The sequence below is a fragment of the Mesorhizobium sp. WSM4842 genome, from assembly GCF_055901575.1.
Window position 1 is genome coordinate 4,846,456 of the sequence record NZ_CM148372.1, and the last position, 20,106, is coordinate 4,866,561.

Annotated in this window: 19 protein-coding genes and 2 pseudogenes; 9 read left to right on the forward strand and 12 right to left on the reverse strand. The window is 63.3% G+C overall.

Annotated elements, in window-relative coordinates; all coding sequences use genetic code 11:
* Positions 1-9 precede the first annotated feature (9 nt).
* The gene (locus tag AC0NIE_RS23575) at positions 10-495 is read right to left on the reverse strand and encodes an SRPBCC family protein (RefSeq protein WP_473487941.1); all 486 of its coding nucleotides are present in this window, start codon (positions 493-495) and stop codon (positions 10-12) included.
* Positions 496-633: 138 nt separating this feature from the next.
* Positions 634-882, reverse strand: a complete 249-nt coding sequence (locus AC0NIE_RS23580; RefSeq protein ID WP_095490758.1) for a ParB N-terminal domain-containing protein — start codon at positions 880-882, stop codon at positions 634-636.
* A 156-nt stretch (positions 883-1,038) separates the two neighbouring features.
* Here AC0NIE_RS23580 and AC0NIE_RS23585 point away from each other — a divergent pair, with 156 nt between their 5' ends.
* From AC0NIE_RS23585 to AC0NIE_RS23605, 5 genes and pseudogenes are all read left to right on the forward strand, one after another.
* Positions 1,039-2,679: a N,N-dimethylformamidase beta subunit family domain-containing protein gene (locus tag AC0NIE_RS23585; protein ID WP_473487940.1), complete on the forward strand. Its 1,641-nt coding sequence runs from the start codon at positions 1,039-1,041 to the stop codon at positions 2,677-2,679.
* A gap of 1 nt (position 2,680) precedes the next feature.
* Positions 2,681-4,059: pseudogene (locus AC0NIE_RS23590) on the forward strand (aminotransferase family protein).
* 2 nt (positions 4,060-4,061) lie between these two features.
* Positions 4,062-4,991 carry a 3,5-dioxohexanoate:acetyl-CoA acetone transferase gene (gene kce / locus AC0NIE_RS23595; RefSeq protein WP_473487939.1) on the forward strand — a complete coding sequence of 310 codons (930 nt, stop codon included), beginning with the start codon at positions 4,062-4,064 and terminating at the stop codon, positions 4,989-4,991.
* A 219-nt stretch (positions 4,992-5,210) separates the two neighbouring features.
* On the forward strand, positions 5,211-5,726 hold the full coding sequence (locus AC0NIE_RS23600; protein WP_473487938.1) for a GNAT family N-acetyltransferase: 516 nt from the start codon (positions 5,211-5,213) through the stop codon (positions 5,724-5,726).
* Complete coding sequence (locus AC0NIE_RS23605) at positions 5,723-6,754, forward strand: histone deacetylase family protein (protein ID WP_473487937.1); 1,032 nt, start codon at positions 5,723-5,725, stop codon at positions 6,752-6,754. The genes AC0NIE_RS23600 and AC0NIE_RS23605 overlap by 4 nt, the downstream gene beginning before the upstream one ends.
* A gap of 18 nt (positions 6,755-6,772) precedes the next feature.
* Here AC0NIE_RS23605 and AC0NIE_RS23610 read toward each other — a convergent pair whose 3' ends face one another.
* A complete protein-coding gene (locus AC0NIE_RS23610; protein WP_473487936.1) occupies positions 6,773-8,032 on the reverse strand; it encodes a cysteine desulfurase-like protein in 1,260 nt (419 codons plus the stop codon).
* A 60-nt stretch (positions 8,033-8,092) separates the two neighbouring features.
* Positions 8,093-9,160, reverse strand: a complete 1,068-nt coding sequence (locus AC0NIE_RS23615) for an aldo/keto reductase (protein ID WP_473487935.1) — start codon at positions 9,158-9,160, stop codon at positions 8,093-8,095.
* 369 nt (positions 9,161-9,529) lie between these two features.
* On the opposite strand from AC0NIE_RS23615, the gene AC0NIE_RS23620 reads away from it, so the two are divergent.
* Positions 9,530-9,694 (forward strand): hypothetical protein, encoded by a 165-nt coding sequence (locus tag AC0NIE_RS23620; protein WP_023798224.1) that lies wholly within the window; start codon positions 9,530-9,532, stop codon positions 9,692-9,694.
* Positions 9,695-9,737: 43 nt separating this feature from the next.
* Here the strand turns inward: AC0NIE_RS23620 and AC0NIE_RS23625 are convergent.
* A pseudogene (locus tag AC0NIE_RS23625) lies at positions 9,738-10,232 on the reverse strand (DUF1993 domain-containing protein).
* 134 nt (positions 10,233-10,366) lie between these two features.
* Between AC0NIE_RS23625 and AC0NIE_RS23630 the strand changes: the two are divergent.
* Positions 10,367-11,416, forward strand: coding sequence for a DUF1176 domain-containing protein (locus tag AC0NIE_RS23630; RefSeq protein ID WP_473487934.1), 1,050 nt, complete (start codon positions 10,367-10,369; stop codon positions 11,414-11,416).
* Here AC0NIE_RS23630 and AC0NIE_RS23635 read toward each other — a convergent pair.
* From AC0NIE_RS23635 to AC0NIE_RS23665, 7 genes are all read right to left on the reverse strand, one after another.
* Positions 11,413-12,288, reverse strand: a complete 876-nt coding sequence (locus AC0NIE_RS23635; protein WP_473487933.1) for an alpha/beta hydrolase — start codon at positions 12,286-12,288, stop codon at positions 11,413-11,415. The two genes, AC0NIE_RS23630 and AC0NIE_RS23635, sit on opposite strands and share 4 nt — an antisense overlap.
* Before the next feature lie 32 nt (positions 12,289-12,320).
* Positions 12,321-13,931: an NTP transferase domain-containing protein gene (locus AC0NIE_RS23640; protein ID WP_473487932.1), complete on the reverse strand. Its 1,611-nt coding sequence runs from the start codon at positions 13,929-13,931 to the stop codon at positions 12,321-12,323.
* Positions 13,928-14,632, reverse strand: coding sequence for an XdhC family protein (locus tag AC0NIE_RS23645; RefSeq protein ID WP_473487931.1), 705 nt, complete (start codon positions 14,630-14,632; stop codon positions 13,928-13,930). Before AC0NIE_RS23645 ends, AC0NIE_RS23640 begins: the two co-directional genes overlap by 4 nt.
* An 87-nt stretch (positions 14,633-14,719) precedes the next feature.
* Entirely contained in the window at positions 14,720-15,058 is a 339-nt protein-coding gene (locus AC0NIE_RS23650) for an XdhC family protein (RefSeq protein ID WP_065008152.1), read from the reverse strand.
* A gap of 28 nt (positions 15,059-15,086) precedes the next feature.
* Positions 15,087-16,337, reverse strand: a complete 1,251-nt coding sequence (locus tag AC0NIE_RS23655; protein ID WP_473487930.1) for a vWA domain-containing protein — start codon at positions 16,335-16,337, stop codon at positions 15,087-15,089.
* Between the two features lie 3 nt (positions 16,338-16,340).
* On the reverse strand, positions 16,341-17,270 hold the full coding sequence (locus tag AC0NIE_RS23660; RefSeq protein WP_292188720.1) for an AAA family ATPase: 930 nt from the start codon (positions 17,268-17,270) through the stop codon (positions 16,341-16,343).
* A 32-nt stretch (positions 17,271-17,302) separates the two neighbouring features.
* The gene (locus tag AC0NIE_RS23665) at positions 17,303-17,797 is read right to left on the reverse strand and encodes a flavin reductase (protein ID WP_123150093.1); all 495 of its coding nucleotides are present in this window, start codon (positions 17,795-17,797) and stop codon (positions 17,303-17,305) included.
* Between the two features lie 191 nt (positions 17,798-17,988).
* Between AC0NIE_RS23665 and AC0NIE_RS23670 the strand changes: the two genes are divergently transcribed.
* Together AC0NIE_RS23670 and AC0NIE_RS23675 are read left to right on the forward strand one after the other, a co-directional pair.
* On the forward strand, positions 17,989-19,062 hold the full coding sequence (locus tag AC0NIE_RS23670) for a branched-chain amino acid ABC transporter substrate-binding protein (RefSeq protein WP_473487929.1): 1,074 nt from the start codon (positions 17,989-17,991) through the stop codon (positions 19,060-19,062).
* Positions 19,062-20,081, forward strand: a complete 1,020-nt coding sequence (locus AC0NIE_RS23675; RefSeq protein ID WP_473487928.1) for a P1 family peptidase — start codon at positions 19,062-19,064, stop codon at positions 20,079-20,081. The genes AC0NIE_RS23670 and AC0NIE_RS23675 overlap by 1 nt, the downstream gene beginning before the upstream one ends.
* Positions 20,082-20,106 lie beyond the last annotated feature (25 nt).

The following is a 20,106-nucleotide window of genomic DNA, read 5'->3' on the forward strand; positions in this document are numbered from 1 at the left end:
CCGCCGATATCAAAGTCGCTTGGCAACTTCTTCGAGCTGATCGGCGCACTGGCCCCAGCCCTCGTGAAAGCCCATCTTCTCGTGCTCTTCGCGGTCAGTGACGGACCAATGCGCAACCCGGGCGATGTAGCGGGTCTTGCCCTCGCCCTCATCCTCGAAAGTCAGCACGACCGTCATGAACGGCTTTTCGGACGGCTCCCAGGCCTTTGTATAGGCGTCGGTGAGAACGATCTTCCTGCCCGGCACGACTTCGAGGAAGATGCCGGGGTTCGGGAATTCGTTGCCGTCGGGTCCCGCCATGACGACCAGGCTGGAGCCGCCGGTGCGCACGTCCATTTCGGCGCGCGGCGTCGTCCACGGCTTTGGCGCGAACCATTGCGTTACGAGTTTCGGCTCGGTCCAGCAGCGATAGACGTTCTCGCGCGGCGCATCGATGATGCGGGCAAGAACCAGTTCACGGTCCGAGCTGGGGGCGATATCGAGCTTGGTCGTCATGATGGTCTCCTCACTTGCTTGCTAAAGAGTTGGCTTGAATGCCGGTTTCCGTCTCAAGGACGAGTGGGCAACGCGCAGCCCGACACGGTCTCGCGAAAAACTTCGTCTGGCCGATTCCGGCGGACGCCGAATGAGAGCTTAGTGGCGCTTGGCTTGCACCAGATAGGCGTCGATCTCGGTCTCGCCGAGCCACTTCGCCGCTTCCAGCCGGTGCAGGCCTTCGACCAGGATATGGCGCTTGCCGTCATGACGCACCTGGATCGGCGTCTTCATGCCGTTCTCCAGAATGTCCTCTGCCAGATGCCGGACGGTCTCGGGATGCAGCGTCTTCCTGCGCGCGGTCGGCACGTAGATGTCGTCCACCTTGACCTTTTGCACTCTCAGCATATCGGCTCCCGTGGCGGAAAAGGCCGCCCTATGTGAGATAATCTGTTTGGCAGGCAAGGCCAAGGCCGGCTGTCAGCTATCGCTGGCCCGATCGTTTCCAATTGACGCTTGCCCGGCAGATGGTCGAAATGGCGATCTCCGATCATGCCGGTGTCCATGACTGACTTGCCGACCGAATTCCCCGATTTCGGCCTAACGCCCCACCAGCGCCGGCAAGCCGTGCGCGGCCACTACTGGGAGTGGCCGGGCATGGATGGCGAACGCGGCGAGATCTGGTGCTACAGCGACCGTTTTTCATACAGCCGGGGCGAGACAGTGGCGCTGCATGTCAGTTCGACAGCCTCCAGCTTCAGCGTGGCGATCGTCCGCGACGGCGGCACCGAAACGAAAATGTTCGAGACGGCCGGGATCGCGGCGCGCTGGCAGGATACACCCGACCAATGTTCGGTCGTGGGCTGCGGCTGGGACGCATCGTTTGAATTCCGCGTCGGCGACGACTGGCCGTCCGGAGCCTACCGCGCCACGCTGACGGCGGATGGCCGCGACGGCAAGCCGATCCGCTGCTACCACCTTTTTATGGTTACCCCGCAGCCCGGCAAGAAACGCGGTCGTGTGCTGCAGGTTGCCGCCACCGGCACCTGGCTTGCCTACAACACTTGGGGCGGCTCCAATCATTACGAAGGCATCACCGGCCCGAACCGCGACCAGTATGCCCCAATGGTGTCGACGCAGCGGCCATGGTGCCGCGGCTTTGTTGTTCTGCCGAAAGAGGCGCCGCGCGTGCCGCTCGAGGTCGCCGTGCCGCCGAAGACCGCGCCGCGCTATCCGCATATGGAATGGGCTTTCGCCACCGGCCATTCGAAGAAATACGCCTCGTCCGGCTGGGCAAGCTATGATAGCCACTTCTTTCGTTTTGCCGAACGCGCCGGCTATGCCGTCGACCTTGCCAGCCAGCACGAATTGCATTTCTCGCCCGAAATCCTCGACGGCTATGACTGCGTCGTGTTCGTCGGCCATGACGAATATTGGACCTGGGAGATGCGCGACGCTGTCGATGCCCATGTCGAACGCGGCGGCCATGCGGCGCGCTTTGCCGGCAATTTCATGTGGCAGACCAGGCTGGAGGACGAGGGCCGCCGCCAGATCTGCTACAAATACCGCGCCCGCGACGAGGATCCGGCCTATCGGGGCGGCGACGTGAGCCGCGCCACGAATTCCTGGGAAGCGCCGGAAATCGGCCGGCCGGGTGCCATGACCTTCGGGCTCAATGCGACCAGGGGCCTTTACGCCGGCTGGGGCGGTTGCGCGCCGCGCGGCGTGCGCGGCTATCCGGTCTACCGGCCGGAGCATTGGGCGTTTGCCGGCACAGGCATCTACTACGGCGACCTGCTCGGCGCCGACAGCCATGTCTATGGCTATGAGGTCGATGGGCTCGATCACGAAATCCGTGGCGGCCTGCCTTACCCCACCCCCGACAGCGGCGCACCGGACGGGCTGCAAATTCTCGCGGTCGGCATGGCTGCCCAAGTCGAGGAGAGCGCCGACATCGCGTTCGAAGACCAGTTTCTCGGCGACGAGGACGGACGCTTCACCGCCGAAACGCTGTTCGGCGAGGCGAGCGAAGCCAATCTCGAAAAGGTCAAGCGCGGCAACGGCATGATCGTCAATTTCCCGCGCGGCAAGGGCGAGGTGTTCCACGCCGGAAGCTGCGAATGGGTCGCCGGCCTGCTAAGGCAGGACGCGATGGTCGAGCGCGTCACCAAGAATGTACTCGACCGCTATCTCGGAAAATCCTGACATGCTGAAGTCCCAGACCCCTGCCCCGGACACCGAGACGCGCCCGCCGTCGCATCTGTTCTATCTGTCCAGTTTGCGCAGGCCGCTGGTCGATCGCGCCGAAGGTATCTAATCTGGACACAGGATGGCCGTCGCTTCATCGACGGATCGAGCGGACCGATGGTCGCCAATATCGGTCATTCCAACCGCAACGTGCTCGATGCGATGAAGCGGCAGATGGACCGCGCCACCTTCGCCTACCGGCTGCATTTCGAGAACGAGCCGGCCGAGGAACTGGCGCGGGCATTAGCCGCCAAACTCCCCGAAGGCATGGACCGCATCTTTTTCGTCTCGGGCGGCTCGGAAGCGACGGAATCCTGCATTAAGCTTGCCCGGCAGTGGGCAGTGGCGACATGCCAGCCCAGGCGCTGGAAGGTGATCACCCGCTTTCCCTCCTATCATGGCGGCACGCTTGGTTCGCTGTCCGTCACCGGCGACGATGCGCTGGCCGAAACTTTTGCGCCTATGATGCAGGTCATGCCGACCGTGCCGGCGCCGGCCGCCTGGCGCGACCGTGACAATCTCTCGATGGAACAGCGCGGCATTCGCTACGCCGACATGCTGGAGGAGAAAATCCTCGCCGAGGGACCGGAAAGCGTCCTCGCCTTCATCATGGAGCCGGTCGGCGGTGCTGCCACAGCGGCGCTGGTGGCGCCGGACAGCTACTACCCGCGCATCCGCGAAATCTGCGATCGCTACGGCATCCTGCTCATCCATGACGAAGTGATGAGCGGTGCGGGCCGCACCGGAAAGTTCCTCGGCGGCGACCACTGGAACTGCAAGCCTGACATCGTCGCGCTGTCGAAGGGGCTAGGCTCAGGCTATGCGCCGCTTGGCGCGTTGGCCGCACCGATGCGGCTGGTGCAGCCGCTGCTCGCCTCCGGCGGCTTCCAGCATGGCCATACCTACGCCGGCAATCCGCTCGCCTGCGCCGCCGGGCTCGCCGTGCTCGGCGAGATGGATCGTCTGGACCTGATCGCCAACGCGGCTGACATGGGCGATATTTTGATGGCCGAGTTGAAGGGATTGGCCAAGCGGTTTCCGTTTATCGCCGACGTGCGCGGCAAGGGCCTGCTGCTAGGTGCCGAGATGGTCGCCGAACCCGATACGCTGAAGCCGATCGCACCGGCGAAGAAGGCCACCCAGCGTCTGCTCGACCTCGCCTATGAACGTGGCCTGATCATCTATGGGCGAAAGGTCAAGGGCGGCGTCGACGGCGACAATTTCATGGTGGCGCCGCCGATGATTGTCACTGCCGAGCAGATCGGCGAGATCGTCGCCATCATCGGCGACTCGCTGCAGGTGCTGGCCGGCGAGCTCGACCTGCCGGTCGAAAGCTGAAAATGGCGCCACGAAAAGTCATCATCACCTGCGCCGTCACCGGGTCGGTGCACACGCCGTCGATGTGGCCGCACCTGCCAGTGACGCCGGACCAGATCGCCGAAGAAGCGATCGCGGCCGCCGAAGCCGGCGCCTCGATCCTGCATCTTCACGCCCGTGATCCCGGGGATGGGCGGCCGACCGCCGATCCTGATGTGTTCATGCAGTTCCTGCCGCGCATCAAGCAGGCGACTGACGCGGTGATCAACATCACCACCGGCGGCTCATCGCTGATGACGCTCGACCAGCGGCTGGCCGCACCGCTCAGGGCCGAGCCCGAAATGTGCTCGCTCAATATGGGCTCGATGAATTTCGCGCTGTTCCCGATGCTCGACCGGCCAAGGCAATGGCAGTACGAGTGGGAGCCGAAACTGCTGGAAGCGACACGCGACACGATCTTCAAAAACACATTTGCCGATATGGAGACCGTGCTCGAAAGACTTGGAAAGGGCTGCGGCACACGCTTCGAATTTGAATGCTACGATGTCGGCCACCTCTACTCACTGGCGCATTTTCGCGACCGGGGGCTGGTGTCGGGACCGATGTTCATCCAGTTCGTGTTCGGCATTCTCGGCGGTATCGGCGCCGATCCCGACAATCTGGTCCATATGAAGCGCATCGCCGACAAACTGTTCGGCGACAGTTACCAGTTTTCGGTGCTGGCCGCCGGGCGCCACCAGATGCCAATGATCTCGATTGCGGCGGCGATGGGCGGCAATGTCCGCGTCGGGCTGGAGGACAGCCTTTACGACGGCCGCCAGCTGGCAAAGTCCAATGCCAATCAGGTGCGCCGTATCCGCAGTGTGCTCGACGGGCTGTCGCTGGACGTCGCCACGCCCACTGAGGTGCGCGAGATGCTGGCGCTCAAGGGTGGCGATAGGGTAGCTTTTTGAGACGATCTGAGATGCTTGCGTTCCGTCCCACCCCCCTCTGTCCTGCCCTCTTTGCCGCCACTTGGCATCTTCCCCGCAAGGGGGGGATCGGATGTCCCAGTCGTTTTCGCCAATCGCGAACGTCGCAGGATGTGCGGGTAGATTGACGCTGCCAATCTCCCCCCTGTCGGGGGAGATGTCCGGCAGGACAGAGGGGGGTACCTTGGCGCCCCACTTATCGTGACCGATCCTGCAAACGACATTCTCATCCGGCCCGGCACCGTCGAGGACGTCGAAACGATCCATGCCGCAATCCTGCGACTTGGCGCTCATATCGGCGCGCCCGGGGAAATCACTTCTACGGCCGAGGACCTTCGCACCTATGGCTTTGGCGAAAACCCTGCCTTCTCGACGCTGATCGCCGAGGTCGGCGACGAGTTTGCCGGCCTGTGCCTGCATTTCCCGATCTTCTCGACCTGGATGGGGCGGCCCGGCGTTTATGTGCAGGACCTTTATGTCGAGGATCGGTTTCGCGGCCGCAGGATCGGCGAACGCCTGCTGCGGCGTGCCGCGCGAGAATGCCGGAAGGACGGCGGCGCCTATCTCAGACTGTCCGTCGATACCGACAATGAAACCGCCAAGGCCTTCTACGAAAGGCTGGGCATTGCCTGGTCGAGCTACGAGCAGGTGCAGAAGATCGTCGGCGACGCGTTCTTTGCCTTCGCCGATGCACCCGATGATGAGGAGCCAAGATGAAAGCCTTTTATGCCGAAGAGCAGAAGCGCCACGATCCCAAGGCGTTCCTCTCCAGCGGCGCCCAGAAACCCAATCCGGAAAAGCCGGAACGCGTCGAACGGCTGCTCGTCGGCGCCAAGGCCGCCGGCTGCACGATCGAACGGCCGAGAGATCACGGGCTTGGTCCGGTTGCGGCGGTCCATGCGCCCGAATACCTTGATTTTCTCGAGCACATCTTTGTGCGCTGGCAGCGCATCGAAGGCGCTTCGGCCGAAGTGATCCCCAACATCCATCCGATCGCGCGGGGCGGCTCTTATCCGGCATCGGCGGTCGGCCAGGCCGGCTACCACATGGCCGACACCGCTTGCCCGATCTCCGGCGAGACGTGGCGGAGCGCGCTGTGGAGCGCCTGGAGCGCGGTCGAGGCCGCTGAGGGCGTGATGTCGGGCGCACCGGCTGCCTATGCGCTCTGCCGTCCGCCCGGCCATCACGCCTTTGCCGATGTCGCCGGCGGCTTCTGCTTCATCAACAATTCGGCGGTCGCGGCACAGGTGCTCCGCAAGCAAGCTGCGCGGGTGGCGATCCTCGACGTCGACCTGCATCACGGCAACGGCACGCAAGGCATTTTCTACGCACGGCCGGACGTGCTCACCGTCTCGCTGCATGCCGATCCGGTGCGCTTCTATCCGTTCTTCTGGGGTCATGCAGACGAACGCGGCGAAGGAGCCGGACTCGGCTACAATTTCAACCTGCCGCTGGCGCGCAAATCCGGCGATGCCGCGTTCCTCGAAGCACTCGACGTGGCGTTCCAGCGTATCCGCGCCTTTGCGCCGGAAGCGCTTGTCGTGGCGCTCGGCCTCGACGCCTTCGAGGGCGATCCGTTCGGCGGACTATCGCTGACGACGCAGGGCTTCTCGCGCATCGGCGAGGCTATCGCCGGTCGCGGCCTGCCGACGGTAATCGTCCAGGAAGGCGGCTATCTCTGCGACGAACTCGGCGACAATCTTACTGCCTTCCTCACCGGGTTCGGCGGCGGCAAGAAACGCTAATATCAGCCGGATGTCGCGTCAGGATCGCTCCTGTCGCAGCATCGCGATAACCCGATGCACGCTCTCCAGCGTCTCGTCGATCTCGGACGCCGTATTGTAGTGGGCGATGCCGATGCGTATGACGCCTTGCTCGGCCGGAATGCCGAGCTGATGCACGATCTCCCAGGCGTAGTTGTGGCCGGACCACAGGAAGATGTTGTCCGCATTCATCTGCCGTACGATCGTCTCCGGCACGATGCCGTCGACGGTGAACGAGACCGTCGGCACGCGCTCCCCGATACACGCCGGATCGGTGATACCGTGGATCGTCAGGCCTGAAACGTCCGACAGCCCGTCGATCAGCCTTTGCGCCAGCGGATTTTCGTAAGCTGTTGATGTTTCGAACGCCTTGGCGATCCTGGCGCGGCGCGAACCGCCTGCCGCCGCGCCCAGCTCCGCAAAATAATCGACCGCGGCCGTCAGTCCGGCCATCAGTTCGATCTGCGGCGTGCCGAGTTCGAACCGCTCCGGCAGAGCATTGGACGAACAGCGGCATTTATACGGTTTCAGGGCGTCGATGACGTCAAGTCTGCCCCATAGGATGCCCATGTGCGGGCCGAAGAATTTATAGGCCGAGCAGATTAGGAAATCGCAGCCGAGATCCCTGACGTCGATCAGGCCGTGCGGCGCGAACTGCACGGCGTCGACATAGACCAGCGCGCCGGCCTGCTTGGCAATGCGCGTCAGCGCCTTCACCCGGTTGATCGAGCCGGTCAGATTGCTGGCGTAGTTCAAGGCGACCAGTCGCGTCCTGTCGGTGAGCAGCGCAGCAAGCGCCGCCTCCTCGATCTGCCAGCTCTGCTGGTCGAAAGGCAGCCAGCGCACGACAAGGCCAAGGTCTTCGGCCAGCTGCAGCCAGGGCGATACGTTGCCTTCGTGGTCCATGCGGGTGAGGATGATCTCGTCGCCGGGCTGCATCGTGCGGCCAAGCGTGCGCGACATGTGATAGGTCAGCGTCGTCATGTTGGCGCCGATGATGATTTCCTGCGGGCTCGCAGCACCGAGGAAATCGGCCATCGCCGCATGGGCGTCGTCGACGATCTGTTGCGCCGCAATCGTGGTTTCGAAGAAGCCGCCGAGATTGGCGTTTGTGGTCAGCAGGCAGCGTGACACCGCGTCGGCTACCGCTTGCGGCACCTGGGTGCCGGCCGGGTTGTCGAGATAGATGCGGCGACGGCCCTTGTCGGTCAGCGACAGTGCCGGGAATTTCTCGCGCACGACCTCAATCGGAAAAGTCACTTTTTCTCCCTCCCTCTTGTAATCGTTTGGCAATCACACCTTACAGCGCCGGAAAGCAGCTCACGGACACGGGTTGCCGACACGCTGGTGGATTGCGTCGACCGCCTTCTGCATTTCCTCGGTCCAGACGACATCGGCGGAAGACAGCGCCATTTCGAGCTGCGAAAGGGTCGTCGCGCCAATGAGGCTCGAAGTGACGAAAGGCCGGCTCGCGACATAGGCGTTGGCAAACAGTGCCGGCTCCATGCCGAATGAGCGCGCCAGCTCGTTATACTCGAGCTGCGCCTCCGCGGCATTGGGCGTCTCGTAACGCTGACCGCGGTTGAAGAGCTGAGAACGCGAGCCCAGCGGCCGCGCGCCATGGTCGTACTTTCCGGTCAGGTAACCTTGTCCCAGCGGCGAATAGGCGAGCAGGGAAACCTGTTCGCGCTCGCAGACTTCGGCAAGATTCACCTCGAAGCCGCGGTTGACGAAGTTATAGGCGTTCTGCAGCGACACCAGCCGCGGACCTAGGCCCTTGTCGGCTTCGGCGATGAACCGCATGACGCCCCAGGAGCTCTCGTTCGACAGGCCGAAATGGCGGATTTTTCCGGCCTTCACCAATTCGTCGAAGACGGCGAGGGTCTCGGCGATCGGCGTCTCGCCGGCCGGTGTGCCGACGGCATCGGCTCGCAGCGGCACGGCGCCGACGCGGTTCGGGTTGGCGCCCCACGGCACGGCGCGCTCCGGCCAATGGATTTGATAGAGATCGAGATAATCGGTGTTGAGCCTGGTCAGCGATTTTTCGACGGCATCCAAGATGTCGGCGCGCACCAGCTTCGACGGACGCCCGCCGCGGAACCATGCATTGGCGGTGCGGCCAACCACCTTCGAGGCGAGGATCACCTGATCGCGGTTGCCTTTCGCTTTCATCCAGCTGCCGATGATCTTCTCGGTCCAGCCTTGCGTCTCCGCCTTGGGCGGGATCGGGTAGAGCTCGGCAGTGTCGATGAAGTTGATGCCGCGCGAAAAGGCCAGATCCATCTGGGCGTGGCCGTCCGCTTCGGTGTTCTGCTGGCCCCAGGTCATCGATCCCAAGCAGATCTGGGAAACAAGAAGATCGGTCCGACCGAGGCGGCGTTTGTGCATGGAACTTTCTCCGGCGGGAAGTTTTTGCGCGGCTGCGCGGGGAGGAAGGCACAGCATACAGGAATGCGAGGGCTGTCTCCAAGCCCGCCGCCAATCGCCGACGACTTTTCCATGAAATCCAGCCAACGGCTACGCAGCAGACAACAAAAAGCCGGACTGCATTTTTCATGCAGTCCGGAATTTCGCCAGGAATGGCGAGGAAAAACCGGCCCTGTGCCGGCGTTCAGCTATACGGTCCGTCCGCGCCGGAAGTTTCACCGGTAATCAAAAAAACCTGTGCAGCATGGCTGCCATGCAAATGCTGCACTGCACAATTGTCATGATTTGCTTATATTGCGACTCGGGGAGGACCAACCAGGGGCTTGAATCATGGGTTTTCTCACTGAAATGTTCGCCCGTCCGCGTCCGCAGGAACATCTGCGCTACCGCGCGGCTCTGGCGCTGCTTCATTCGATGAGCAATGCCGACCGTGCCGACATCGGCATCAAACCAGCCGATTTTCCGCGTGTCGCTCGCGAAATGTCCTCACGTTAGTCACGGATATCCCGGCTCGACCGGGATATCTCCTCGCCATTCTTCAACGCGATCCCATGAAAATCGCCTTGCTCAGCGGCACGCCATTGTGGCGCAGGATGTCGTAGGCGGTGGTCACGTGGAAATAGAAATTGGGCATGGCGAGATGCAGCAGATACTGCATGCCGGCCATCGAGAACTCGCGCTGGCCAAGCTTCAGCTCGATCATTCTGTCATCGGAGCCGTCCATATCGGCAGCCGAAAATGTCGCCAGATGGTCGACGGTCTTGGCGATGCGCGCCTGGAGATCGGCAAAGCTCGCCTCGCTGTCCTCGTATTTCGGCACCTCGCGGCCGGCAAGCCGCGATGGCGCGCCCTTAGCGTGGTCGGTGGCGATCTACACCTGCCTGGTCAGCGCGTACATGTCCGGCGCCAGCCTCGACGTCAAAAACACCTGCGGATCGATCTTGCGGTCGAGCGCATTCTGCTCGGCGATGTTCAGCACGTTGGATAGCGCCTTCAACCTGGCCGAAAACACCGGAACGGACGCTTCGTACATCGATATGGTCACATGAATCTCCTATCCGGCGGGAACGCCGAGGGCGGCACCTAGCGCCTCCGCGGGCGATTCTTCAAGCGCCACCACGTCGCCGCAATCGGTATGATAGGATTCCCATCTGGTGGAGATTCCCGATGAGAAGCGCCCTTTTCGCAGCGACCGCTTTTTTCTCCCTTGCCGTGACAGGCCAGCCAGTGCTCGCCGCCGAAGCGCCCTATGTCGACGACAGGTCGAACGCCGAAGCGGTCATCCGCTCGTTCTACAGCGCCATCAACCGGCAAGAATTCGCGCGCGCCTGGGACTATTTCGGCGAAACCAAGCCGGCCAAGGATTTCGGCGCCTTCGTTAAAGGCTATGACGGCACCGACACCGTCGAAGTCAAAACCGGTGGTGTGTCCGAAGACGGTGCGGCCGGCAGCATCTATTACAATGTTCCGGTCGCCATCCGGGCGACAGCCAAGGACGGCAGCGAAAATGTCTTTGCCGGTTGCTATACGTTGCGCCAGATCAACGCCCAGATCCAGGAACCGCCATTCCGCCCGATCTTCATCGACAAGGGCGCGCTGAAACCATCCAAGGCCGATTTCGAGGACGCGGTGCCGGCAAGCTGCGGCGACGGACCGCCGCCGCCGAAGAAAGATGCGGCGCTGGAGCAGGTCAAGAAAGCGTTTGCAGCCACCTATGGCGAACAATGCGACAAGGAAATGCCAGGCGGCGAGCCCTTGGCAGAGCCGGACGCCTACTCCGTCCGCTACAAGTATCCGGGCTCCGAGGCCGACGAGCCGGAACTCGAGACGCGGCTATTCCGCTTTTTCTGCTCGATGGCCGCCTATAATGAGAGTGTCGTCTACTATGTCTACGACGACGTATCAGGCGTCCGGCAGTTGCAGTTCGCCTCGCCGGAACTCGATATCCACTATGAGAACAACAATAGCGAAGGTAAGGTCGAGGCGATCAACGTCATTGGCTTCCAGACCGACGACCAGCTGGTCAATTCCGAATATGACGACGCCACCAAGACGATCTCGTCGCTCAACAAGTGGCGCGGCGTCGGCGATGCCTCGTCAGTCGGGACCTATCTGTTTCGCAACGGCAATTTCTCGCTGGTGCAGTACGATGTCGACGCCTCCTATGACGGCGAGATCAACCCGCAGACGGTGGTGGACTACAACACCGCGCCTTAAGGGGCCTTCGACAGCATCCAGTTGAGCGTGCCGCGCCAGTCGGTCATGCGGATCGGCGTACCGTGCGTGCCCGTCTCGAAGCGGACAAAGCGGGCCGGATAGGTTTTCGATTTGGTCAGGATCGAACGGAAGAAGGCTTCCTGTTTCTCGACTGCAAACACCGGGTCCTTGCTGCCCTGGCCAAAGAAGACCGGAACACGGCGCTTGAAGGCCAGACTCGAGAAGAAACTTTCATCCCACAGCGAACCGAGCAGCAGGAGCCCGTCGATGCGGCCGCCCGTATTCTTGCGGGCGGCAAGCTTCCAGCACAGTGCGCCGCCCATCGAGCCGCAGGCAACGAAGATCTTCGCGTCCGGCGACCGTTCGGCATAGTGACCGATCAGCGCGGCGATTTGGGCAGCACCTGTGTCGCCGAAATCGGAAAAGTCCGGCGACAGATAGAGGCCGCCATTGCCGGCCATCAGGTTCTTGATGCGGTTGAAATTGCCACCGAAGGTGAAATCGTCGACGCCCTGCTTACGGCTGCCGCCCTGTCCATGCAAATAGAGCACGATGATGGCAGCACCTTGCGTGCGACCGACGGCGACGTGGCGGATATTGCCGGCGTCGGTCTTCAGCAGCAGATCCTGCTGCACCTTGCGCACACCGGTGTCGACATATCGCGGCTGCGCGCGGCGCTCCGGCACCTTGTCGCGAGCGTTGATATCGCGCAGCTCGCGATAGTCGACGACAGTATAGGCGCCCTCGGAAGAGAGGATGGCCGGATAGGCGAACAGGTCGTCCTTGAAGGGCTTTAGCGACAGCGTTTGACCGTACGCCAAACCCGAAAACAAAAGAAAAATCAAGGTCAGAAGCTGTAAACGGAGAGCCATCCCTCAGGGATGCGTTTTTCGGCCTCGGTTTGTCAATCCTGCAGCACGCCGCCGGCGCCTTCCAGCGCCTCGCGGGTGTCAACATCGATCGACGCACCCTTGCCGATCTCGACATCGACGACATCGAGCCCTTCGGCCTCGACTAGATGGCGCGCGCCGGTATCGCCTTCGAGATGAGCGATCGCCGCAAACAGTGAGCGCGGCAACAGCACCGGGTTGCCTCGCTTTCCCTCATGAGAGGCGCGCACGACCGATCGGCCCTCGGACTTGCGGAATTCATCGATCAGCCTGTCGAGATCGGCTGACGCGACGCCAGGCATGTCGCCAAGCACGATCATGGCACCGGCAGCGTCGCCGGCAACTTTCGCGATGCCGGCCTTCAGCGACGAAGACAGGCCGTCAGCGAAATCCGGATTGTCGGCGAAGGTGATGTCCAGGCCCGACAGCGCTGTCCGCACGCGCTCGCGCTGATGGCCGGTGACGACAATTGTATCAGAGGCTTTCGAGCCGAGCGCGCGCTCGGCGGTGCGGCGGACCAGCGGCTTGCCGTCGAACAGCGCCAGCAGCTTGTTCGGGCCGCCCATGCGGCTGGAGCGGCCGGCGGCCAGCAGCACGACATCGACCTTCAACTCGGCTCTGGCCGGCAGCGGCTCGCGCGGCTGTGGCCGCGTCGGGATTTCCATCAACAGACCGCCGACACCCATGCCGGCGATATCCTTGGCCGTCACGTCGAGGCCGGCGATCAACCGGTCAAGAACCCAGTCGAAGCCGTTCTCCTTGGGGCTGCGGGCGCAGCCCGGTGCGCCGATGACGCGCTTGCCGCCAAGCGTACCGAGCACCAACAGATTGCCAGGATCGACAGGCATGCCGGCGCGGATGACGATGCCGCCGGCCTTCTCGATCGCCGCCGGGACGACGTCGCCAAAATCGCTCATCGCCGAGGCGCCGAAGATCACCACCATGTCGTTATCGCGCGCCAGCGAGACCGCAGCCTCCGCAACGGTGCCAACGTCGTGCGGCGTGCGGCGCTCCGCCGTCAGCCGGCCGCCCGACCGCGCCAAGCGGGCTTCGGTGACACGCAACGTCTTGTCGAGCACGCTCTGCTTGATGCCGGGCAGAACCGTCTGGATGACGCCGACACGGACCGGCTGATAGACATTGACGGCAAAGATCTCGCCGCCGGCGCAGATCCTCGCCACCGAATCGACCAGCATGGAGCTGACCGCGAAGGGAATGATCTTCACCGTTGCAACCATCTGGCCCTTTTCAACCGGCGCGTGCTGCGCCAAGGTGGCGATGGTGATCGTCGGATCAACGGCGTTGATGGCGTCGATCATCGCCGCATCGACGGTGAAGATGCCGGCCGCCTGAGCGTGGAGATTAACCCGGCCGGTCGAAGCGGACTTGGCCTCGATGTTGCGATGAATCATGCTGTCCGCGATCTTTTCGGCGGCAGCGTCCTCGCTCAAATCGTCGGGAGCGAGAACAGCCGCGACAACCTCCGAAATCCCTGCTGCCTTGAGCAAAGATACATCATCGGCGTTCAGCCGATGCGCCTTGCGGAAGCGCCGTTCTCCGGCGGTGGTGGCGTGCGCCAGCACCGCGCCTTCAGCCGTATCTACGGGGATCGGCCCAAACTTCACGCCGCCGCGTCCTTCGCTTCGAAGCCGCGCGAACGAAATGCCTTGATCGCTTGCGCCAGCACCGCGACGGCGATCTCTGCCGGGCTGGCAGCGCCAATGTCCAAGCCGATCGGCGCGTGGATGCGGGCGATCTGGTCGGCGGTCGCGCCCAATGCCAGCAGGCGCTCGACGCGCTTAGCATGGGTCTTGCGGCTGCCAAGCGCCCCAACATAGAAGCAGTTGGCGTCGAGCGCCGCCTTCAGCGCGAAGTCATCGATCTTCGGATCATGGGTGACGGCTGCCAACGCCGTATAGCTGTCGAGCGGCTGGCGCGAAAGCACATCCTCCGGCCATTCGGCATGCAGCGCGACATCGGGAAAGCGGTCTGATGTGGCGAAGGCCGTGCGCGGATCGACGATCTCGACGGGATAGCCGGCGATCTTGGCCATCGGCGCCAGTGCCTGGCTGATATGGACGGCGCCGATCACCATCAGGCGCGGCTGCGGCAGGTGGGCGTTGAGAAAGAAGGTTCGCCCTTCCGCCTCGACCGAGCCCGAATTGCCTGACCGAAACGCCTTGGCGATCGCAGCGCCCAATTCGCCGGCGACCTGATCGCCCTCGCGCACGATGCGGTCGCGGCCGTCGCCGAGATCGGTGACCAAGATCGCCGCGCGGCGGGCGCGGCGTTCGACGTTCAGCGTTTTCAGCGCATATGGATCCATCAAAAGATCTCTTGTTTGAGCATGATCTTGTCCGAAAACCGGTTCCCACTTTTCGCTGACGCGGACCTTTGGTTCGGGATCATGCTTCTAACCCAACCGCTCGACATAGACTTTGATGCGGCCTCCGCAGGACAGGCCGACCTGCCAGGCGGTTTCGTCGGCGACGCCGAACTCCAGCATCTTTGCTTTGCCGCTGTCGATGACATCGATCGCCTCGGTGACCACCGCGCCTTCGACGCAGCCACCCGAGACGGAGCCGTGGAAATTGCCTTCCGCGTCGATGACAAGGTGGCTGCCGACCGGGCGCGGCGCCGAGCCCCAGGTCTCGACCACGGTAGCAATGGCGACATCCTTGCCGTCTTTCATCCAGCCTTCCGCAATGATCAGCGGATCGCGCGCCTCATCAAGATAAATGCTGTTTTCCATCACCGTTTCTCCCGGAGGAAACATATGGCTATGCGGCGCTTCTCGCGCCACCCTCAATCCATCTGCGTGGGTCGACGGAGCGCGCCGAATTCTTGTCCAGCGACGCGCACAGATCGGCGAGCGCGTCGAGATTGTGCACCGAGCGGAATTCGTCAACATGCGGCAGCATCGCCTTGACGCCGCGGGCGCGCGCCTCGAAGCCGTCGAAGCGCAGCAGCGGGTTCAGCCAGATCAGCCTCCGGCTGGATTTGTGCAGGCGTTCCATTTCCTCCGACAGGCCGGCAACGTCGTCACGCTCCAGCCCGTCGGTGATCAGGAGAACCACGGCGCCCTGCCCCAGCACACGCCGCGACCACAACCGGTTGAATTCGGCCAGCGTATCGCCGATACGGGTGCCGCCCGACCAGTCCATCACCGCCGCCGAACAATCGGCGAGTGCCGCGTCAGGATCGCGATGGCGCATCTGCCGCGTCAGATTTGTCAGCCTGGTGCCGAAGACGAAGGCGTGCACGCGCCGGCGCTTTTCCGTCAGCGCATGCAGGAAATGCAGGAAAATGCGCGTGTACTGGCTCATCGAACCGGAAATATCGGCAAGCACGACCAGCGGCGGGTGAACCTCGCGCGGCGACCGGAATTTCGGCAGGATCAGTTTGCCGCCTGTCCGCGCGGCCGAGCGCATCATGGCGCGCGGATCGATACGTCGGCCATGCGCGTTGGATTTGAAACGCCGTGTCCTGACCATGTCGAAGGGCAGCCGCAACTCGGCGATCGCCTTCTTGGCGTCAGTCATCTCGGCGGCGTTCATCTGGGCAAAATCCTTGCCCCTCAGCACCTCGTTCCCGGAAAACGTGAAGCGAGCGTCGACCTCGATCTCGGGGATTTCCTGCACCGGCTGGTTCTTTTGGTGGCCCTCGAACATTGCCTGGCTGACGCGGGTTTCCGCAGCCCGCGGCTTTTGCTTCTCACGACTGTTCGGCGCAACTGGCGAAAACATCGCCAGCATCTTTTCGATCAGCTCGTGCGATTTCCAGAACAGCCGGAAAGTCTCGTCGAAGGTAGGGTGATCCTCGTGCCGCGACACCAGTACGGCGTGCAGCGTCCAGTAGAAATCGTCGCGAGAGCCGATACCGGCGGCCAGCACCGCCTCGATCGCATCTTTTACCGAGGCCGGGCCGACCCGCATGCCGGCCTTGCGTAGGGTGCGGGCGAAATAGACGATGTTATCGGCGATCCTCCCATCGGGCGTGGCCTCTTTCGGTTCGGGACGCGGCGTTGCCATCGCCTACTCCGCCGCCGAAAGCTCGGCCTTCACCTCGTTGAGGATGCGCCGGCCTTCGCCCTGTTCTATACGGGCAATGTCGTCCTGGTATTTCAACAGCACGCCGATCGTGTCGGAAACGGTTTCCGGATCGAGCGCCACCTTGTCGAGTTCGGTCAGCGCGCCTGCCCAGTCGATGGTCTCGGCAACCCCCGGCACCTTGAACAGCTCGATCTGGCGCAGCTTCTGAATGAACGAAACCACCTCTGCCGACAGCCGGCTGTTGGCCTGCGGTACTTTTCTGCGCACGATCTCCAGCTCGCGCTCGGCATTCGGGTAGTCGACCCAGTGATAGAGGCAGCGGCGCTTCAGCGCGTCATGGATCTCGCGGGTGCGGTTGGTGGTGATGATGACGATCGGCGGTTCCTGCGCCTTGATCGTGCCGAGTTCGGGCACCGTCACCTGGAAGTCGGAGAGAATTTCGAGCAGGAATGCCTCGAAGGCCTCGTCGGTGCGGTCGAGCTCGTCGATCAGAAAGACCGGGGCGGCGCCCGCCTTGCCGGTCAGTGCGTCGAGCACCGGGCGGCGGATCAGGTATTTTTCGGAAAAGACGTTGCGCTCCATGTCGGAGCGGTCGACCTTGCCGGCCGCCTCTTCCATGCGGATCTCGATCATCTGCGCGGCGTAGTTCCACTCGTAGACGGCGGACGAGACGTCGAGGCCTTCATAGCATTGCAGGCGGATCAGCCGGCGGCCGAGCGCTTGCGCCAGCACCTTGGCGATCTCGGTCTTGCCGACGCCGGCCTCGCCCTCAAGGAACAGCGGCCGCTTCATGCGCAGCGATAAGAACAGCACGGTCGCCAGTGACCGGTCTGCCACATAGTCCGCACCGGTCAGCAGATCGAGCGTCTCGTCGATCGTCCGCGGCGCGGGACGCGGTTTCAACTCGGTCATTCTCTCTCCGTTGGTGCAGCCATCCAGAGCCTCTACAGAGCGTGATAGCCGCGGTCGTGATAGATCAGCGGCCGCAAATTATCGCCGGTGCGCAGGCCTGTCACCTTGCCAAAAAGCACACGGTGGGTGGCCAGATCCTTGGTGTCGATCAGTTCGCAGTCGAACACGGCGAGCGCGCCCTTCAGCGTCGGCGCACCGGTCGAGATCACGTCCCAATCGCCCAACGCGAAACGTTCCTCGACGGGCAGACCTGTGAGGCCGGAAAAGCCGACCGACAGCGCCTCCTGGTCCGAAGCCAGCGTGTTCAAGGCGAACCTGCCATTCTTCACGAACGGCTCATTCTTGGGATTTTCGCAATTGAGGCAGACCAGGATGGTCGGCGGCGTGTCCGAGACCGAACAGGCTGCAATGACAGTCGCACCGCGCCTGCCGGCGGGACCGTCGGTGGTAACCACATGGACGTGGCCGGCAAAATGGCTCATCGCGTCGCGATAGGCCTGCGGCCCTATGTCGTTCTTCTTCAGCACCGGCGATTTCCATTGGTTTGAAGCGAGGTGAACCGAACCGCTATATATGGCGGCATATTGCATGCCACAAGCGAAGTGGTTGACATGCATCTTGAATTTCGCGTGTTGCGTGAAAGCTGACCAGCCTTTAGGTCTTGGCAGGAAGTGGCCCCGGCAAACAGGCGACCGCGGCAGAGGAATTCTTCGCTCGCATGCGACCCAGGACAACGACAATAGCGGTGCTGGCCTGGCTGTCTCTCGCTGGTGATGCGAACGCTGAGACGCTGCTGGTCGGCGTCGCAGCACCACTGTCCGGGCCGTCGGCGATCCTCGGCAAGCAGATCGAGGCGGGCGCTGGCCTGGCGGCAGCGGCGAACGGCGCTCAACTCAAGGTTGTCGACGACGCCTGCACGGCCGATGGCGGGGCTGCCGCGGCGAGGGAATTCGCTGCGGCGAAAGTCGGCGTGGTCGTCGGCTTCCTCTGCACCGAGGCGATCGAGGCGGCACTGCCGATCCTGAAGGACGCCAACATACCGGTCATCACCGTCGGCGTGCGCACCGAAAGCCTGACCGACCGGCGCGCCAAGACCGGCTGGCCGATCTTTCGTCTCGGGCCGCGCGGCGACGACGAGCGCAACGCAGTCGCCTCCATCCTCACCCGCCAATGGCAGAACGAACTGTTCGCCGTCGTCGACGACGGCACCATCTACGGCCGCGAAATCGCCGAGACGCTTCGGGCGGCAGCCGAGCAGGCGGCGCTGAAACCGGTGTTCGTCGACACATTCCGGCCGCAGCTCGACAACCAGATCGGGCTGATCGGGCGGCTGAGGAAAGCCGGCGCAACGCATGTCTTCGCCGGCGGCGACGGCGACGACATCGCCATCATGGGTCGCGACGCCGGCCAGCTCGATGCCGGCATCACCTTTGCCGGCGGCGAAGCGCTGCGCACACCGCCCGGCGACGTGGCTTATGCCAGGGGCACGCTGATGATCGCGCCGCCCGAATGGGATGATGTCGCCGCCTCCAAGGTGCTCGACAGCTTTGCCGCGCAAAAGATCGTGCCGGACGGCTACACGCTGCCGGCCTTTGCGGCGGTCGAGATCGCCGAAGCGGCAACGGCGCTGGCGGAAACTTCCGGCAAGCCATTAGCCGATGCGCTTACCGCGCATGACTTCAGCTCCGCGATCGGACCCATCCGCTTTGACGGCAAGGGCGACTTGACCGAGAACCTCTATCGGGTCTTCCGTTTCGACGGCGCACATTTCGTGCCGGCGGAGGCCAAATAATGTTTCGGACAGGGCCGCGCAATCTCATCACCGATGTCGCCGGCCTGCGCGTCGGCAACGCTTCCGACGTGAGGCTGAAGTCCGGGGTGACCACCATCGTCTGCGACGAACCGGCGGTGGCCGGTGTCCAGATCCTGGGCGGTGCGCCGGGCACCCGCGAGACCGACCTGCTCGAGCCGCACAATTCGATCGAGGCGATCCATGCTGTGGTGCTTTCGGGCGGTTCGGCCTTCGGTCTCGACGCCGCCTCCGGCGTACAGGCGGCACTGCGTGAAAGGGGCATCGGTGTCGAGGTCGGCGGCTTTCGGGTACCGATCGTGCCGGCGGCGATCCTGTTCGACCTGCGCAATGGCGGCGACAAGGATTGGGGTCGCTATCCGCCTTACCGCGATCTCGGCTATGAGGCGGCACAGGCAGTCGGCATCGATTTTCCGCTCGGCACTGTCGGCGCGGGCAGTGGTGCGTTGAGTTCCGGCCTGAAGGGCGGCCTCGGATCGGCCTCGACGGTGCTCGACAGCGGGGCCACCATCGGCGCGCTCGCCGCCGTCAATCCGACCGGGTCGGTGACGATCGCCCAAACCCGCCACTTCTGGGCAGCGGCCTTCGAGATCGGCGACGAGTTCGGCGGGCTTGGCTATCCCTCGCCGATGCCGGAGGACGCGAAAACGATCCTGCTGAAGTTTCGCGACAAGCATATCGGGAAACGGGCGAAGGTCGGCGGCAACACGACCATCGCCATCATCGCCACGGACGCCGTCCTCACCAAGGCCGCCGCCAAACGCCTGGCGATATCAGCGCATGACGGCTTCGTGCGCGCCATTTGGCCGACACACACGCCGGCCGACGGGGATCTGGTTTTCGCGCTGGCGACCGGCAAGAGCGGCATCGAGCTCGCGCCCAATGACGCCATCGACCTCTACGCAGCGGCAGGCGCCACCATGGCGCGCGCCATCAGCCGCGGCGTCTTTGCCGCGACGCCAGCCGATGGCGACCTGTTTCCGGTCTGGTCGTCGCGCTGAATGCGCGCTGCCGTAATCAAAATGG